General features: G+C 55.7%; 17 protein-coding genes. 8 read left to right on the top strand and 9 right to left on the bottom strand.

The genetic code is table 11. The features are described from left to right. Position 1: 1 nt before the first annotated feature. The 7 genes from paaG to paaA are packed head-to-tail and all read right to left on the bottom strand — an operon-like array spanning position 2 to position 5,136. Positions 2 to 790 (bottom strand): 2-(1,2-epoxy-1,2-dihydrophenyl)acetyl-CoA isomerase PaaG, encoded by a 789-nt coding sequence (gene paaG / locus GJ746_RS11695; protein WP_154680343.1) that lies wholly within the window; start codon positions 788 to 790, stop codon positions 2 to 4. A 2-nt stretch (positions 791 to 792) separates the two neighbouring features. Further along, positions 793 to 1,560, bottom strand: a complete 768-nt coding sequence (paaF, locus tag GJ746_RS11690; protein ID WP_154680342.1) for a 2,3-dehydroadipyl-CoA hydratase PaaF — start codon at positions 1,558 to 1,560, stop codon at positions 793 to 795. Then, entirely contained in the window at positions 1,557 to 2,627 is a 1,071-nt protein-coding gene (paaE, locus tag GJ746_RS11685; RefSeq protein WP_154680341.1) for a 1,2-phenylacetyl-CoA epoxidase subunit PaaE, read from the bottom strand. The genes paaF and paaE overlap by 4 nt, the downstream gene beginning before the upstream one ends. Before the next feature lie 7 nt (positions 2,628 to 2,634). Then, on the bottom strand, positions 2,635 to 3,132 hold the full coding sequence (gene paaD / locus GJ746_RS11680) for a 1,2-phenylacetyl-CoA epoxidase subunit PaaD (RefSeq protein ID WP_154680340.1): 498 nt from the start codon (positions 3,130 to 3,132) through the stop codon (positions 2,635 to 2,637). Positions 3,133 to 3,144: 12 nt separating this feature from the next. Next, a complete protein-coding gene (gene paaC / locus GJ746_RS11675; RefSeq protein WP_154680339.1) occupies positions 3,145 to 3,900 on the bottom strand; it encodes a 1,2-phenylacetyl-CoA epoxidase subunit PaaC in 756 nt (251 codons plus the stop codon). A 7-nt stretch (positions 3,901 to 3,907) separates the two neighbouring features. After that, the gene (gene paaB, locus GJ746_RS11670) at positions 3,908 to 4,195 is read right to left on the bottom strand and encodes a 1,2-phenylacetyl-CoA epoxidase subunit PaaB (protein ID WP_154680338.1); all 288 of its coding nucleotides are present in this window, start codon (positions 4,193 to 4,195) and stop codon (positions 3,908 to 3,910) included. 11 nt (positions 4,196 to 4,206) lie between these two features. Next, the gene (paaA, locus tag GJ746_RS11665) at positions 4,207 to 5,136 is read right to left on the bottom strand and encodes a 1,2-phenylacetyl-CoA epoxidase subunit PaaA (protein WP_264766560.1); all 930 of its coding nucleotides are present in this window, start codon (positions 5,134 to 5,136) and stop codon (positions 4,207 to 4,209) included. 285 nt (positions 5,137 to 5,421) lie between these two features. On the opposite strand from paaA, the gene paaZ reads away from it, so the two are divergent. Further along, complete coding sequence (gene paaZ, locus GJ746_RS11660; protein ID WP_154680336.1) at positions 5,422 to 7,467, top strand: phenylacetic acid degradation bifunctional protein PaaZ; 2,046 nt, start codon at positions 5,422 to 5,424, stop codon at positions 7,465 to 7,467. 220 nt (positions 7,468 to 7,687) lie between these two features. Continuing rightward, positions 7,688 to 9,946: a primary-amine oxidase gene (gene tynA, locus GJ746_RS11655; RefSeq protein ID WP_154680335.1), complete on the top strand. Its 2,259-nt coding sequence runs from the start codon at positions 7,688 to 7,690 to the stop codon at positions 9,944 to 9,946. Positions 9,947 to 10,207: 261 nt separating this feature from the next. Here tynA and arsH read toward each other — a convergent pair whose 3' ends face one another. After that, the gene (arsH, locus tag GJ746_RS11650) at positions 10,208 to 10,906 is read right to left on the bottom strand and encodes an arsenical resistance protein ArsH (RefSeq protein WP_154680334.1); all 699 of its coding nucleotides are present in this window, start codon (positions 10,904 to 10,906) and stop codon (positions 10,208 to 10,210) included. A gap of 87 nt (positions 10,907 to 10,993) precedes the next feature. Here arsH and GJ746_RS11645 point away from each other — a divergent pair, with 87 nt between their 5' ends. Genes GJ746_RS11645 through arsC form a run of 3 tightly spaced genes read left to right on the top strand, consistent with a single transcriptional unit; the run spans position 10,994 to position 13,084 of the window. After that, positions 10,994 to 11,314 (top strand): metalloregulator ArsR/SmtB family transcription factor, encoded by a 321-nt coding sequence (locus tag GJ746_RS11645; protein WP_154680333.1) that lies wholly within the window; start codon positions 10,994 to 10,996, stop codon positions 11,312 to 11,314. Positions 11,315 to 11,357: 43 nt separating this feature from the next. Further along, positions 11,358 to 12,647 carry an arsenic transporter gene (locus GJ746_RS11640; RefSeq protein ID WP_154680332.1) on the top strand — a complete coding sequence of 430 codons (1,290 nt, stop codon included), beginning with the start codon at positions 11,358 to 11,360 and terminating at the stop codon, positions 12,645 to 12,647. Between the two features lie 11 nt (positions 12,648 to 12,658). Next, positions 12,659 to 13,084 (top strand): glutaredoxin-dependent arsenate reductase, encoded by a 426-nt coding sequence (gene arsC, locus GJ746_RS11635; protein ID WP_154680331.1) that lies wholly within the window; start codon positions 12,659 to 12,661, stop codon positions 13,082 to 13,084. A 157-nt stretch (positions 13,085 to 13,241) separates the two neighbouring features. Here arsC and GJ746_RS11630 read toward each other — a convergent pair whose 3' ends face one another. After that, positions 13,242 to 14,138, bottom strand: a complete 897-nt coding sequence (locus tag GJ746_RS11630; RefSeq protein ID WP_154680330.1) for a LysR substrate-binding domain-containing protein — start codon at positions 14,136 to 14,138, stop codon at positions 13,242 to 13,244. Positions 14,139 to 14,383: 245 nt separating this feature from the next. Between GJ746_RS11630 and GJ746_RS11625 the strand changes: the two genes are divergently transcribed. From GJ746_RS11625 to GJ746_RS11615, 3 genes are all read left to right on the top strand, one after another. Continuing rightward, positions 14,384 to 14,851, top strand: coding sequence for a hypothetical protein (locus GJ746_RS11625; protein WP_154680329.1), 468 nt, complete (start codon positions 14,384 to 14,386; stop codon positions 14,849 to 14,851). Positions 14,852 to 15,240: 389 nt separating this feature from the next. Further along, complete coding sequence (locus GJ746_RS11620; RefSeq protein WP_154680328.1) at positions 15,241 to 16,494, top strand: MFS transporter; 1,254 nt, start codon at positions 15,241 to 15,243, stop codon at positions 16,492 to 16,494. Positions 16,495 to 16,708: 214 nt separating this feature from the next. After that, entirely contained in the window at positions 16,709 to 17,689 is a 981-nt protein-coding gene (locus GJ746_RS11615) for a GlxA family transcriptional regulator (protein ID WP_154680327.1), read from the top strand. Positions 17,690 to 17,709 lie beyond the last annotated feature (20 nt).

Raw genomic sequence — 17,709 nt, 5'->3', positions numbered from 1 at the left:
GCTATTTCCCGCTGAATTGAGGTGGACGTTTCGCCAGGAAAGCGCTGACGCCTTCGCGGTAATCTGCGCTACGTCCGGCAAGGCGTTGATAGTCGCGCTCCAGATCCAGCTGCCGATCGAGAGTCTGGGTTTCCGCAAGCTGCAGCGCTTTTTTAATCAGCCCCAGGCCATAGGTCGGCTGGGTGGCCAGGTGGCGCGCCAGCGTCAGGCTGGTGTCTTTCAGCTCGGCATCGTCCACGACCTGCCAGATCATTCCCCACTGCGCCGCCTGCTCTGCGCTCAGGCTATCGCCCAGCAGCGCCAGCCCCATCGCCCTGGCGCGTCCCGCTACCCGCGGCAGAAACCAGCTGCCGCCGCAGTCCGGCACCAGACCGAGCTTGCTGAACGCCATAACGAACTTCGCCGAACGCGCCGCCAGCACAATATCGCAGCCCATCGCCAGCGTAGCGCCCGCGCCCGCCGCGACGCCGTTCACCGCGCAAATCACCGGTTTCGGCAGCGCCGCCAGGCGACGTACCAGCGGGTTATAGAAGCGCTCTACCGATAGCCCAAGATCCGGCGCCGGACCGCTGGGATCGACGTTGCGGTCATTTAAATCCTGCCCGGCACAAAAGCCGCGCCCCGCGCCGGTCACCAGTAAACAGCGGACGCTGTCATCACGTTCGGCCTGTTTCAGGCACTCCGCCAGCTGCTGGTGCATCTGGTCATTAAAACTGTTCAGACGGTCCGGGCGATTAAGGGTAATCGTCATCACGCCCTGTTCCACTTCGCTGAGAATGAAAGCTTCCACGATTAGCGTCCTTTAAATTCCGGGGTACGTTTATGTAAAAAGGCGTCGATGCCTTCGCGACGGTCTTCGGTCGCGCTAAGTAAGGTAAAGAGCTGGCGCTCCTGCTGAAGCCCGGCCTGCAGGCTCACCTCCTGCGACAGGCGTAAAGACTGTTTAGCCGCGCGCAGCGCCAGCGGCGAATGACGGGCAACGGTGGCGGCAAGGCCGAGCGCGTATTCATCGGTGAGCGCAGGCGGATGAACCTCGCTCACCAGCCCGGCCCGCAGCGCCCGTTGGGCATCAATGCTTTCGCCGCTCAGGACCATCCGGCTGGTCAGCGCCTTACCCACGCTGCGAATCAGGCGCTGGGTGCCGCCGGCGCCCGGCATAATGCCGAGGGTGATTTCCGGCAGACCAAAGCGGGCGTTATCACCGGCCACTATCAGGTCGCAGAGCAGCGCCAGCTCGCACCCGGCGCCGAGAGCATAACCGTTCACCGAGGCGATCAGCGGTTTGCTGAAAGCGTCGATGCGCGCCCACAGCCGCGGGCGAATATCATCGAGAGTGGCGAGCAGATCTTTTTCCGCCATTTCGTTCAGGTCAGCCCCCGCGGCAAAGAAGCGTTCGTTACCGCTGATGACGCAGACGCTGACCGCCGGATCCAGCGCCGCCGCGTCGAGTACGTCGGCAATTTGCGTCAGCAGCGCGTTATTGAGCGCATTGCGCGCCTGCGGGCGATGCAGCGTCAGCTGCAGTACCCGCTCATGGCGAGCAATTAACAGTTCACTCATGCCATCCCCCGCGCGTCGAAGTCGACAACCACATCGTCGCTGGTGGGAAGAGACTGACAGCTCAGCACGTAGCCCGCCGCCACTTCGTCGGCTTCGAGGCTGTAGTTGGCGGCCATCGCCACTTCGCCGCGCAGTACTTTGCATTTACAGGTGGCGCAGACTCCGCCTTTGCAGGCAAACGGCAGATCCGCGCCCTGGCGCAGCGCGGCGTCAAGAATGCTGTCATCCTCCGCGCTCAGCGCAATGGTTCTGTCGCGGCCGTCCTGGCGAATCGTCACCGAGCGCCCCTCCGCCTGTACGCCAGCCGCGCGCTTGACGCTGCTCCCCGGGGTATTAAAACGTTCCAGATGTATGGCTTTCTCCGGGACGCCCAGCTCGCGCAGGGCGGTTTCCGCTTCATCCATCATCGCCGCCGGGCCGCAGATAAAGGCATGTTCAAAGCGGCTGAAATCCAGCAGATGGTCAGCCAGTTTGCGCAGCTTGTCACCATCGATACGCCCCTGCAGTAGCTCGCTGTCCATCGACTCCTGGCTGAACAGATGCACCACCTGCAGACGCTGCGGATAGCGGTCTTTCAGATCAGCCAACGCCTGGCGGAACATCATGCTGTGGCTGCTGCGGTTGCCGTAAATCAGGGTGAAGCGGCTGTCGGTTTCGGTGGCGAGCGTCGCGTCGATGATTGCCATCATCGGCGTGATGCCGGAACCAGCGGCAATCGCCAGGTAGTCAGCGCAACGACCGGCCTGCGGCTGATAGCCAAAGTGGCCCTGCGGCACCATCACCTCCAGCGCCATTCCTTGCTGAATGTCGCTCTGGGCATAGCGTGAGAAACGTCCGCCGTCGATGGCTTTTACCGCCACGCTGATTTCGCCCGGCGTACGGCTGCGGCAAATGGAGTAGCAGCGACGCAATTCTTCCCCGCCAAGCTGGGTTTTCAGCGTCAAATGCTGGCCCGGACGGAAGGCGTATTCGTTACGCAAGGCGTCGGGAATGGCAAAGGTGATGGTGACCGCATCGCGGGTTTCCGGCTCCACTTTCGCCACGGTAAGCGAATGAAATGTCGTCATCGCAACCTCAAATACATTTAAAGTAATCAAAGGGTTCCCGGCAGCTGTCGCAGCGATACAGCGCTTTACAGGCCGTGGAACCGAATTCGCTAATCAGCGAGGTGTGGTGGCTACCGCAGCGCGGGCAAACCACGCCCTCCGGCAGCTGCGCATGGCAGGCATGGCCCTGCGGCGGGCTGATACCGTACTGGCGCAGACGTTCGCGCGCCTCCGGCCCCATCCAGTCGGTGGTCCACGGCGGATCAAGCTGCAGCACGATATGCACCGGCGTATAGCCATTCCCGGCCATCGTCGCGCGGATCTCTCCCAGCAGATGTTCGGTAGCCGGACAGCCGGAGTAGGTCGGCGTAAAGCCAATGACCCAACCATCGCCGCGGCGCTCCACGCTGCGTACCATGCCCAGATCGGTAATCGTCAGTACCGGCACTTCCGGGTCGGGAATAGCGCTTAATAAGTTCCACACGGCGTGGATCTCCGCGGGAGCGATATCAGCCAGACGTTGCATATCCACCTCCTGCTACCACTGCTGACCGGGGTACGAGCGCTGTATATACTGCATCTCCGCCAGCAACGGCCCGAGATGCTCGCTGTGCAGCCCCTGTTTACCGCCGCTGCGGAAGGCCGCTTCCCGTGGGATCCGCAGACCTGCATCAAGCAGCGCCGTATGTACCGCGTTCTGCCATTCAGCCTGAATATCGCGCGGATCGACGGCGATACCCTGCGCGCTCAGCTCAATCTCCAGCTCATCGGCGAGGAACAGCTCGCCGGTAAAGCGCCACAGGTTCTCAACAGCGTTTTGCATTCTCTGCGCCGAAAGCGCCGTGCCGTTGCCCAAACGTTCCAGCCAGCCGCGGCTGAAACGCAGGTGATAGCGCGCCTCTTTTAACGACTTGGCGGCGATGGCGGCAAGCTGCGTATCGCGGCTGTTGACCAGGCGACTGAACAGCGCGACATGCCAGACATCGAGAAAAAAATGGCGCGCGATAGTGTCGGCAAAATTGCCGTTTGGCTGCTCCGCCAGCAGCAGGTTGCTAAACTGCCGCTCGTCGCGGCCAAAGGCCAGGGTGTCTTCATCGCCGCTGCCGTTAAGTTCCGCGGCGTAGCTGAGGAAGTTGCGCGCCTGTCCCAGTAGATCGAGACCGATATTGGCCAGCGCCAGATCGATTTCCAGCTCCGGCGCGTGACCGCACCATTCGCCTAATCGCTGAGCCAGCACCAGGCCGTTATCGCCAAGGCGCAGGGCATAAGCTACAACCGGATTGTTGTTGTTCATTGCCGCCTCACATATGTTCCATGCCGTCAGGCACGGTGTAGAAGGTCGGGTGGCGATAGACTTTGCTCTCCGCCGGGTCAAAAAACTCGCCGCGCTCTTCGGGCTGCGAGGCAACAATCTCGCTGGCCTTCACCACCCAAATCGAGCAGCCTTCGCTGCGGCGGGTATAGGCGTCGCGGGCATTCTCCAGCGCCATCCGATCATCGGCGGCGTGCAGGCTACCGACATGGCGGTGCGAAAGTCCCTGTTTGCTACGAACGAACACTTCATATAACGGCCAGTAGGTTTTGCTCATCTTTATTCTCCTTACGCGGCGTCGCGGGCCTGTTGTTTTTGCGCATGTGCCAGCGCGGCTTCCCGCACCCATTCGCCCTCTTCCCATGCCTTGCGCTTGTCGCCAAGGCGTTCGTGGTTACAGATGCCTCGTCCGACGATAACCTCGTTAAATTCCTGCCAGTCGATAGCGCCAAAGCGGTAGTGGCCAGTCGCCTCATCCAGCTGCAAATCCGGGTCCGGTACGGTCATCCCGAGGATCTCTACCTGCGGAATGGTGTTATCGACGAAACGCTGGCGTAGCTCGTCGTTAGAGTGGAGTTTGATTTTCCACGCCATGCTGCGGGCGCTGTTTGGCGAGTTATCGTCGTTTGGCCCGAACATCATCAGCGCCGGCCACCAGAAACGGTTGATGGCGTCCTGCAGCATCTGCCGCTGCGCCTCGGAGCCCTGCGCCAGCGCCATACAGGCTTCAAACCCCTGACGCTGATGAAAGCTCTCTTCTTTGCAGATCTTAACCATCGCCCGGGCGTACGGACCGTAGGATGTCCGGCATAGCGCGACCTGATTGACGATGGCCGCGCCGTCCACCAGCCAGCCGATCACGCCAATATCCGCCCAGCTGAGCGTGGGGTAGTTAAAAATGGAGGAGTACTTCATCTTGCCGTCGAGCAGTTTCTGATACAGGTCTTCGCGGGCGCAGCCGAGGGTTTCCGCCGCGCTATAGAGATACAGTCCGTGTCCGGCTTCATCCTGCACTTTCGCCAGCAGAATCGCTTTGCGGCGCAGGGTTGGCGCGCGGGTGATCCAGTTGCCTTCCGGCAGCATGCCGACAACTTCCGAGTGTGCGTGCTGGCCAATCTGACGGATCAGCGTTTGGCGATAGGCTTCCGGCATCCAGTCCTGCGGTTCGATGGCCGTCTCCTGCGCAATGCGCTGGTCAAAACGTTGTTCTTCTGTCACGTCATCACCTTTATGATTCCAATAAACTCGATTAAAAATATTTTTCGAATCACTTTTTTTATAAAAGTTACATTCAGGTTAAATAAAACCACAAATTTTGTTTGTGTTTTTTGTGATAGCAGCCGCAAAAGCTTTTGTAAAACAGATTAAATACAGCATGTTAGCTAAAAAACCCAGAACACCACCGATCACATTGTTAATAAATTATTAAATGTGAGCTTGATTTTTATGATTCACGAAAGAACTATTTATAGATATTTCACGTAACATATCTGGAGATTAACCATGCAGCAGTTAGCCAGCTATTTGTCCGGCACGTGGCAAAACGGCCGGGGCCACGCCCGCACGATCCACCACGCCATCAGCGGCGAAGCGCTGTGGGAAGTTACCAGCGAAGGTCTGGATATGGCGCAGGCGCGGCGCTTCGCCATTGAGCGCGGCGGCAAAGCGCTACAGGCGATGACCTTTATTGAGCGCAGCGCGATGCTCAAAGCGGTCGCCAGACATCTGCTGGAACAGAAGGCGGCGCTGTACGCCATCTCCGCCGAAACCGGCGCCACCCGCAGCGATAGCTGGGTGGATATCGAAGGGGGTATTGGCACCCTGTTCACCTACGCTGGGCTCGGTAGCCGCGAGCTACCGGACGATACTCTGTGGCCGGAGGATGAACTGATTCCGCTGTCAAAACAGGGAGGCTTCGCCGCCCGCCACGTTCTGACGTCGAAATCCGGCGTGGCGGTACACATCAACGCTTTTAACTTTCCCTGCTGGGGCATGTTAGAAAAACTGGCGCCAACCTGGCTTGCCGGCATGCCGGCGATCGTCAAACCGGCCACCGCCACCGCGCAGCTAACTCAGGCGATGGTTAAAATGATTGTCGACAGCGGGCTGGCGCCGGAGGGCGCAATCAGCCTGATTTGCGGCGGCGCGGGGGATCTGCTTGACCATCTCGATAGTCAGGACGTGGTGACCTTTACCGGCTCGGCGCATACCGGGCAGCTGCTGCGCGTACATCCAAATCTGGTCGCAAAGTCTATTCCTTTCACCATGGAAGCTGATTCTCTGAACTGCTGCGTGCTCGGTGACGACGTTACGCCTGAGCAGCCGGAATTCGCGCTGTTCATTCGCGAAGTGGTACGTGAAATGACGGCGAAAGCCGGGCAAAAATGTACCGCCATCCGCCGTATTATCGTGCCGCAGGCGCAGGTCAGCGCGGTAAGCGAAGCGCTGATCGCCAGATTGCAAAAAGTCGTGGCAGGCGACCCGGCGCAGGAAGGCGTAAAAATGGGTGCGCTGGTTAACCAGGAACAGCGTCAGGATGTGCAGGAAAAAGTGAATCTCCTGGTCGCGGCCGGATGTGAAGTGCTGCTCGGCGGTAAGGCCGATCTCAGCGCCGTCGGCGCGTTCTTCCCGCCGACGCTACTGTTCTGCCCACAGCCGGATGAAACCCCGGCGGTACACGCCGTTGAAGCCTTCGGCCCGGTGGCGACCCTGATGCCCTATCAGAATACTGAACACGCCATGGCGCTGGCGCGGGCCGGTGGAGGTAGTCTGGCGGGGACTCTGGTGACCGCCAGCGGCGAACTGGCGCGTGAGTTTATTCTCGGCGCCGCCCGCGCGCACGGGCGTATTCAGGTGCTTAACGAGGAATCCGCCGCAGAATCAACCGGCCACGGTTCCCCATTGCCGCAGCTGGTACACGGCGGCCCGGGACGCGCCGGCGGCGGCGAAGAGCTGGGCGGCCTGCGCGCGGTGAAGCACTATATGCAGCGCACCGCAATTCAGGGTAGCCCGACGATGCTTGCCGCGATCGGCCAGCAGTGGGTACGCGGTGCGCAGGTGGTGGAAGACCGTATTCACCCCTTCCGTAAGTATTTCGAAGAGATCCAGCCGGGCGACAGCCTGCTGACCCCTCGCCGTACGCTGACCGAAGCGGATATCGTCAACTTCGCCTGTCTGAGCGGCGATCACTTTTACGCCCATATGGATAAGATTGCCGCCGCCGAGTCAATTTTCGGCGAACGCGTGGTACACGGCTACTTCCTGATTTCCGCCGCTGCCGGGCTGTTTGTGGACGCCGGAGTCGGCCCGGTTATCGCCAACTATGGCATGGAAAACCTGCGCTTTATCGAGCCGGTGAAGCCGGGGGATACCATCCAGGTACGCCTGACCTGTAAACGCAAAACGATTAAACGCCAGCGTAGCGCCGACGAGAAAGCGACCGGCGTCGTCGAGTGGGCGGTAGAGATTTTTAACCAGCACCAGCAGGCGGTCGCGCTCTACTCCATCCTGACGCTGGTCGCCCGCCAGCAAGGAGATTTTACGGAGTAAATATTGGGAATTCGCACTTCTTTGTAACCTGGCCGAGCGTAGCGACGCCGGGTTACCTCATCTTTATGCCTCTGCGGAGGCATTTTTTGTAACTGGCAAAACTGACAAACAACCTGGCAAAAGCAGGCAAACGCCTCGGCCCGGAGCGCTGTTAGGTTAACGATACACAGGCCGACTTTCGCAGCGGCACCGCACAACACAACAATAAGATGAGGTCATAATGGCGATTCTTTTTCCCCGTAAGACGGCTCTGGCGTTGGCTGTCGCCCTGATTTGTGCCTGGAATAGCCCCGCGTTTGCCCACGGCGGTGAAGCGCATATGGTGCCAATGGATAAGACCCTGGAGGAATTTGGCGCGGAGGTGCAGTGGGATGACTACGCGCAGATGTTCACCCTGATCAAAGATGGCGCATACGTGAAGGTAAAACCGGAGGCGAAAACCGCTATCGTCAATGGTAAAACCCTCGAACTACAGGTGCCGGTGGTGATGAAAGAGGGTAAAGCGTGGGTCTCTGATACCTTTATCAACGACGTGTTTCAGTCCGGTCTCGACCAGACCTTTCAGGTGGAAAAAAGCCCCCACCCGCTGAATTCACTGTCAGCGGCAGAAATCAGCGAAGCGGTTACCATCGTCAAAGCCGCTGCGGACTTCAAACCCAATACCCGTTTTAGCGAAATCTCCCTGCGCGAGCCAGAAAAAAAAGCGGTCTGGGATTTTGCCCTCAACGGCACGCCGGTCAATACCCCGCGCGCAGCCGACGTGATTATGCTCGACGGCAAGCACGTTATTGAGGCCGTGGTGGATCTTCAGAACAAGAAGGTCCTCTCGTGGATGCCGATAAAAGACGCCCACGGCATGGTGCTGCTGGATGATTTCGTCAGCGTGCAGAACATCATCAACGCCAGCAACGAATTTAGCGAAGTGTTGAAAAAACGCGGTATCACTGACCCTGGCAAAGTGGTCACCACGCCGCTGACCGTCGGCTATTTCGACGGCAAAGATGGCCTCAGGCAGGATGCACGTCTGTTGAAAGTCGTCAGCTATCTCGACGTTGGTGATGGTAACTACTGGGCCCACCCGATTGAAAATCTGGTAGCGGTAGTCGACCTTGAGCAGAAGAAGATTATCAAAATCGAAGAAGGTCCAACGATCCCGGTACCGATGGCGCCCCGCCCCTATGACGGCCGCGATCGGATTGCGCCAAAAGTTAAACCGCTGGATATCATTGAGCCGGAAGGCAAAAACTACACCATTACCGGCGATACGATCCACTGGCAAAACTGGGATTTCCACCTGCGATTGAACTCCCGCGTCGGGCCAATTTTGTCTACCGTGACCTGGAACGACAATGGTAAAAAACGCCAGGTGATGTACGAAGGATCGCTCGGCGGGATGATCGTGCCCTATGGTGACCCGGACGTGGGCTGGTACTTCAAAGCTTATCTGGATTCCGGCGACTACGGCATGGGTACCCTGACCTCGCCTATCGTGCGCGGTAAAGACGCGCCGTCTAACGCGGTGCTGCTGGACCAAACCATCGCCGACTATACCGGCACGCCAACCACCATCCCACACGCTATCGCCGTTTTCGAACGTTACGCCGGGCCAGAGTACAAGCATCAGGAATTGGGTAAACCGAACGTCAGCACCGAGCGCCGCGAACTGGTCGTGCGCTGGATCAGTACCGTCGGCAACTACGACTACATCTTTGACTGGATATTCCACGAAAACGGCACTATCGGCATTGATGCCGGGGCCACCGGCATCGAAGCGGTAAAAGGCGTGCAGGCGAAAACCATGCACGATCCGAGCGCCAAAGAGGACACCCGTTACGGTACGCTGATCGACCATAATATTGTCGGTACTACCCACCAGCATATCTACAACTTCCGCCTCGACCTGGACGTTGACGGAGAGAACAATACGCTGGTGGCCATGGATCCGGAAGTGAAGCCGAATACCGCCGGAGGCCCGCGCACCAGTACCATGCAGATCAATCAGTACACCATTGATAGCGAGCAGAAAGCGGCGCAGAAATTTGACCCGGGCACCATTCGCCTGCTGAGCAATACCACCAAAGAAAACCGTATGGGCAATCCGGTGTCGTATCAGATTATCCCCTACGCGGGCGGCACGCACCCGGTCGCCACCGGGGCAAAATTCGCGCCTGATGAGTGGATTTACCATCGTCTGAGCTTTATGGATAAGCAGCTGTGGGTGACCCGCTACCATCCGACCGAGCGCTTCCCGGAGGGCAAGTACCCTAACCGTTCCGTTCATGACACTGGTCTTGGCCAGTACGCGAAAGATGACGAATCGCTGGACAACCATGATAACGTGGTATGGATAACCACCGGCACCACCCACGTGGCGCGCGCCGAGGAGTGGCCGATTATGCCGACCGAGTGGGCACACGCGCTGTTAAAACCGTGGAACTTTTTTGATGAGACGCCGACGCTCGGCGAGAAGAAGCAGTAAAGCGATTTAGACGCTCAACGGCGATAAAACCGGGCTGGTTTTATCGCCGTCTTTTGATGTTTACACCCGGGCAAAGCTGGCGGAAAGGATACTGGAGCTCTTTGAGCCATGCGGACGTTCGGCATAAGAAAATGTCGGCCTCTCCTCTGCTCTCACCATTGGCGGATTGCAAAGGATAATCTCCAGATTTAATCCCGCTGTCCCCCGTGCAGGAACAGTTTGGCTGACTGCTTTATGCCAGCACGCTGAGCGGGATGAACGTTAAATTTTTGCTTGATTAACGCGCAGTGAAAGCTCCTGATGACTCTCCTTTCGTTCGCTGTAGCGATCCGCAAGATAGCCAGTTTGTCCTTTGAGCAGCAGCGTAATCTTAAACAGTTCCTCTGCAACATCGACGATACGATCGTACCAGGAGGAGGGCTTCATTCGCCCGTTCTCATCGAACTCCTGCCAGGCCTTTGCTACCGAGGACTGGTTGGGGATGGTGAACATTCTCATCCATCGTCCCAGAATACGCATCTGGTTCACGGCATTGAAGGACTGTGAGCCACCGCAGACCTGCATCACGGCAAGAGTTTTTCCCTGGGAGTGGCGAACTGCACCTTCACTTAAGGGTATCCAGTCAATCTGCGCTTTCATCACCGCACTCATTGCCCCATGCCGCTCCGGGGAACTCCAGACCATTCCGTCACACCATCTCACCAGTTCACGTAGCTCGATGACTTTAGGGTGCGTATCCGGCGCATCATCCGGCAGAGGCAAACCAGATGGATTAAACATTTTGACCTCCGCCCCCATCGCGCTTAGCAGGCGACCAGCCTCTTCCGCTGCGAAACGGCTATAGGAACGCTCTCTGAGCGAGCCATACAGTATCAGGATCCGTGGCGGCTCCTGCAGCTGCAGGCGTTCAGCAATTTGCCGATCAAAACAATCAGCGTTCAGAGCGGGAAAGCTCTCCATCGGTTGTTCCTCCACTGTAATTTGGTTATTTCAAAAATTACACATATGATTTATCGTATATGTATTTTAAGGGGAAAGGAGTGAGAAATGCTACAACCCGTTCAGCTTTTTAAAATCCTGTCGGATGAAACCCGCCTCGCTATCGTCATGCTTCTCCGCGAATCCGGCGAGCTGTGCGTCTGCGATATCTGCGCAGCCACCACTGAGTCACAGCCTAAAATTTCACGCCACATGGCTATTTTACGCGATGCTGAGCTGGTGCTGGACCGTCGCGAAGGTAAATGGATCCACTACCGCCTGTCACCTTTTATGCCGGCCTGGGCGGCTGAGACGATTGCAACCTCCTGGCGTTGTATGCAGGACGATGTACGTGAATGGCTGATGAAATCGACCAGTTCTTCCTGCTGATAACAAGAATATATATCTTCAATCATATATAAAGGAGTCTGAAATGCTGCTGGCCGGGGGGATCTTTTTACTGACGCTGGTACTGGTTATCTGGCAGCCCGGAGGACTTAGTATCGGCTGGAGCGCAAGTATCGGAGCCGTGCTGGCTCTGGTCGTGGGAGTCATCCATATTGATGATATCCCCGTTGTCTGGAATATCGTCTGGAATGCGACAGCGGCGTTTATCGCAGTAATCATCATTAGCCTGCTGCTCGATGAATCCGGGTTCTTTGAGTGGGCGGCGTTGCACGTCTCGCGCTGGGGGAGCGGCAGCGGCAGGATGCTATTTACCTGGATAATATTGCTGGGTGCAGCGGTTGCTGCGCTTTTTGCCAACGATGGTGCGGCCCTGATCCTGACCCCGATTGTGATAGCGATGCTGCTTGCGCTGGGGTTCAGCAAAGGCACGACGCTGGCCTTTGTGATGGCCGCTGGATTTATCGCCGATATCGCCAGTCTGCCGCTGATTGTCTCTAATCTGGTCAATATCGTCTCTGCCGATTTCTTCGCCCTGGGCTTTACGCAATACGCCTTCGTTATGGTCCCTGTAGATCTGGCAGCCATCACAGCCACGCTTATCGTACTGCATCTTTTTTTCCGCAGGGATATCCCGGCAACATATGACGTTTCACTCCTGAAGAAGCCGGCGATTGCCATTAGGGATCCAGCGACGTTCAGAGCGGGATGGATTATTCTGCTGCTGCTTCTGGCCGGATTCTTTGTCCTGGAGCCGATGGGGATCCCAGTCAGCGCGATAGCAGCCGCTGGCGCAGCGGTATTGTTGGTAGTAGCGAAGAGAAGCCATGTCATCAATACCGGGAAAGTGCTGCGCGGTGCGCCCTGGCAGATTGTGATTTTCTCACTCGGTATGTACCTGGTCGTGTATGGCCTGCGCAACGCGGGGCTCACAGAGTATCTGTCTGGCGTCCTGAATATGCTGGCTGATAAGGGATTATGGGCTGCTACGTTTGGTACCGGCTTACTGACGGCTTTCCTGTCGTCGGTAATGAACAATATGCCGACGGTGCTGATTGGCGCCTTGTCGATTGACGGAAGTGCGGCGACCGGTGTCGTAAAAGAGGCGATGATTTATGCCAATGTAATTGGCTGCGATTTGGGCCCGAAAATCACCCCGATTGGCAGTCTGGCCACCCTGCTTTGGCTACATGTGCTGGCGCAGAAAAATATGACCATCACCTGGGGATATTACTTCCGCACCGGCATTATCATGACCCTGCCCGTGCTGTTTGTTACGCTGGCCGCGCTGGCGTGGCGGCTCTCTGCCATTTTGTAATGAGAACTAATATGAGCAACATTACCATCTATCACAATCCGGCCTGCGGCACTTCCCGTAACGCGCTGGAAATGATTCGCAACAGCGGTAACGAACCGACCATCATTTATTATCTCGAGACGCCACCGAGCCGCGAGGAGCTTAGAAAGCTTATTTCAGATATGGGAATTACGGCACGTGCGTTACTACGAAAGAACGTAGAACCATACGAGCAACTGGGTCTTGATAAAGACAATTTCTCTGATGCGCAATTGGTCGACTTTATGCACAAGTATCCGATCCTGATTAACCGTCCTGTCGTCGTTACGCCGTCAGGGACGCGCCTTTGTCGCCCCTCGGAAGCGGTACTGGATATTTTACCTGATGGTCAGAAAGGCTCTTTCACTAAAGAAGATGGCGAAAGAGTCATTGACCAGGCCGGGAGGCGGGTTGAGTAATCTGCCCGACAGTTATTATTGGCAAAATATCCGGGCGACCGCCTGCTCCCTTAGACGGTCGCTTTGGGTCCGGCTTACTGGAACTTAAGCCTGGTGAAAACCAATGTCCTGCTCTGCTATCTTTCCAGGATGCGATTACCTGGCTTTAAATGCGTATTTATGATGGTGTTACCTTTAGCGCACTCTGAATCCATTCCCGCAGCGCAATGATTTCAGGACGATTGGCCGCCTCTTCCAGCGTAACCAGATAATAATTTGCGCCCGGCAGCGTGCAGTCATAAGGCGCAACCAATACCCCTCTCTGAATAAAATCACCCACCAGCAGGCTGCTGGCGATAACAGCACCGTGCCCTGCTACGGCAGCCTGTAAAGCGTGCGTTTCATCACTGAAGTGAAGCCCCCTGGCAGTGTTCAGTGTTTCCGGCCCATAACGCTTCTTCCAGTTATCCCAGCTGGGTGAATCGGCGGGGATATGGCGATTTTGCACATGCAATAGCATGACGTTATTCAGATCTTCGATTGTTTTTAAGTTCAACGTCGGGCTGGCAACGACAATAAACCGGTCCTCATACAGCAAGGTGCTTTCTAAATCGCTTTCCGCGGTCTCCCGGTAACGGATAGCCACGTCAACGGTACGTTTTTTTAAATCAACGCGTTCCACGCTGGTGTGTAAATGCACATCGATATGCGGAAACTGTTCATTAAAATCAGCCAGACGAGGTACCAGCCAATTGGTCAGAAAATTAGAGGTCATGGTGACAATCAAGGTTGGTGATTGTCTGGCCTGTTCAATTCTATTTACCGCCTCTTCCAGCAGGGAAAAAGCGCTTTGTGTAGCGGCATAAAGTAACTCCCCCGCCGCTGTCAACTTGACGCTCTGCGCGGAGCGTTCGAATACGCGACATTCCAGCACCGACTCAAGAAGACGAATTTGATGACTAACGGCGGTGGCGCTGACGCTGAGCTGAGTAGCGGCACCTTTGAAGCTCAGGCATTCGGCAACGGCATGGAAAGCGCGCAGCGCGCCAAGAGGAGGTAAACGTGATGATTTCATGATGAGATTTTTTCATCCATGAGTGAAAAATGTGTCTTTGAAAAGCTTATTATAGAAGGGATATGCTTGTGTCATACCCTTTTCAGGATGAATTTAATATATCCTGGTAATGTATAACGAGGCATAGTGGATCAATGGCTACTTTAAGCGCAACCGCACTGCCGACAGAAAAAATGCGGTTTTCTGTGGGCTTGTTTTTGTTCAGTGGGCTGCTCGCGCAGATCGTTCTTCTACTGGAGTTTTCTTTGCAGCAAAGTCTTCCTGCCGCTTTCGCGCTGGCAGGCGTTCTGGCTATCGCTTTTGCCGGCGGCTACATCGGGTCGCGTTGGGAAGCGTTACTGCCCACAGCCCATCTGACCCGCATCCGGCTGGGATTCCTCATCAGCGCAGCGGGTTTATTGTGTTTGATCCTCGCTTTTCGTGGCCTGTATAGCTGGCACTCGTTGATGCCGGGCGTCATCGTTTCCGGGCTGGGGCAAGGAATCGTGTCGAGGGCGATAGCCGGCAAACGTAACGGTAACGCGGTTTCCGCGCGTTTTGCAAAATCCAGAGCCGGAGTGATGACTACGGTTGCTCTACTATCCTCAGGAATTTGTCTTGCCATTCCGCTGCAATTTGCCGGTTTGTCCGGTTTTCCTTATGCGTTTGCCCTGTTACTCGACCTGTCGCTGTTAGGCGCGCTGTATATAAAAATCACCGAGGATGACCTCTGAAAATTTTCTGCCAGCCTTTAAAACCGGATAAGTGATATGAGCAGGCACTCACAGCAGAACCCACCGTTCAGATGTGATACTTATGCTACGGAAGGATTTTATTTTTGATGATAGCTATGCTGTATTTTTAAAATTAATCACAATAGAATAAAGCAGCGCTTTCGTTTCAGGGGGAAATAAGCATAGTTATAATAATGTGGTGATGCAGGTATTTTTTTATTGAGTTGAAATGAAAAGAGCGGCCCTCTGAGCTGTGACACTCCTGCCATACGTATTTTATAATTTTTACCCCCCTACTTTTATAAAAACGATTTCAAGCTGATTACACAATTTTTCGCCCGCGGTGGCACGGAACTCACCGCCAGTTAATTAAAAAAACAGGGTCACTTATGACATCAAAACATGTCGCTGAAAGTTATGCAGAACCGGGGCTTTTGCCAACGTTAAAAACATTTCCCGTTACCGTCCATGCGCTGCTCTTTTTTACCTTTGTCATAAGATTTAGCTATTTTATGGCATGGCCGTTTATCGCGGTGATCATGACACAAAATTACCATATGTCGCCTATCGATATTGGCGTGGCAATGTCCAGCAGCGCATTACTTTCGGTCGTTCTCGGCATGTATGGGGGGCAGATTTCGGACAGGCTGGGGCGAAGGATTATTCTTCTGCTGGGCTGCGGATTTTCAGCTGTGGGATATATGACGCTGGCGCTGGCCAGCGGAATGGGATTGTTCATAACAGGCCTGATGATCATCGGCGTCTGTTTTGCATGGGTTGATCCGCCCGTGCGCGCGTTGATGAGCGATTTGCTTGGTGACCGTCGGCGCCGTGCGCTTGCCCTTCAGATGCGCTACTACCTGATCAACGTCGCGGCGGTTTTCGGCCCGCTGGTAGGATTAGCATTTGGTCTGACATCGCAGAAAGGGACTTTTTTGATAACCGGTTTAACCTATTTGCCCTTTTTCATCTATGTACTCTTTTACCTGCCGCCGGGCAGAATAACAAGCGAACAGCTCCCCAGCGGCGATAAGACGATTAGACTGCATCAAATGATGTTTATTATCGCCAGGGACAGGATCTACATCGCGGCACTGCTGTGCAGCATATTGTGCAGTATTGTTTATATTCATTACGAGGCAGTACTGCCCCAGTATCTGCTATTACTTGATAATAATGCAGCGGTTAAGCTTATTACTCTGATTCTGGTCACCAACGCGTGCTCGGTGCTTTTTTTTCAAACGTTTATTGTACGTTTCCTGACAAAAACTAATATATCCGGACGCATTATTCTGGGCGGCGTAATTTTCGCACTTTCCCAGTTCATCTTATTTTCCATACGTTCGACGGATATCGTAATATGGCTGGCGGTCACCTGCTTATTCAGTATGGGCGAGGCAATTCTGATGCCTAATCTGAATATTTTGCTCGATCAATTAGCCCCCGCAAAGCATCGGGGTGCCTACCTTGGCGCCTCAACGCTTTCAACGCTGGGCGTCGCCGTGGGGCCGTTAATTGGCGGTCTGCTACTCGCCATGACGGGAGCGGGAGTATTTATCTTCACGGCTGTACTCAGTATCCTGATCTGCGCAATTATAGGCGTTTGTAGGGCTGGCATGCTGGCGCGTCTTCAGGATAGTTAATCACTCCCGATTTTATGCAAAACAGGGAGGAGCCAGAGCAGCGACTCCCTTTTAACCACGTGATAACGAACGGCTCAGATAAGAGGCCGCCCTCTTCGTACTTTGCCTCTCAAGGCAGAGGTGGACGCTAATTATCGCGGCATCCACAATAACTTTGCCTTCCCGCTGCGTCTGCTCGGTTGACTTATTCTGTAAAAAGATTACTTTTCAGGACATGAAGAAAATACTCATTATTGTCCCCGATGGCGGTATGCTGTTTGAATCCGCCGGTATTGCCGACATTCTGATGCAGGCCAACCGCCTGCATCCGCAAGGCGCTACGCACATCTGTTATCAGGTCCAGCTAGCGACAACCCAGCCGCATCAGGTGATCCATGGTCAGTCCGGTTTAAATCTGCTGGCCGATCATCGTCTGCATGAAATAGACCCGCGCGAGCCTCTCGATACCATCATTATTACCGGCAGAGGTCAAAATCCGCAGGAAGGGATTGCGGTAGTTGACTGGCTGCGCCTTGCCGCTCCCCACGCCCGCCGCATTGCCTCTATTTGCGGCGGCGCGATGTTGCTGGCGCAAACCGGGCTGCTGGACGGCAGACGAGCCACTACCCACTGGAAGCTACTGGATACCATGCAGGCGGAATTTCCTCAGGTGCGCGTTGAAGGCGGTCCGCTCTATATTCAGGACGAACACATCTGGACCTCGGGCGGAGTCAGTTCCGGCTTTGACCTGACGCTAGCGCTGGTTGAAGAGGATTACGGCTTCAGCCTGGCGCGCGACATCGCCCAGGACTTCGTCATGTACTTGCGCCGTCCCGGAGGGCAGCTGCAGTTTAGCCGCTACAACCTTCAGCAGACCAGCACCCTGGGCCCCATTAACGATCTGCTGGCCTGGTTACTTGAGAACCTCACCGCCGACCTCAGCGTGGAAAAACTGGCGGAAAAAGTCGCCATGAGTCCACGCAATTTCACCCGCGTGTTTACCCGGGAAACCGGCGCGTCGCCAGCGCGCTACGTTGCCGAAGCCCGTCTCGCCGCAGCACGGCAACGCCTGGAACAGACCAACGAAACGCTGGATCGCATTGCCGAACAAACGGGGTTTGGCAACAGCATTAACCTGCGACGGCTGTTTGAAAAACAGCTACACCTTACACCCGGTGAATACCGCCAGCGCTTTCACTGTCGTAAAATGGCGTAAAGTGATCCTTTTTTGTCATT

Origin of the sequence: Klebsiella oxytoca, assembly GCF_009707385.1 — a bacterium.
Lineage (GTDB): Bacteria > Pseudomonadota > Gammaproteobacteria > Enterobacterales > Enterobacteriaceae > Klebsiella > Klebsiella oxytoca_C.
This window is presented reverse-complemented; position numbering and strand designations above follow the sequence as displayed.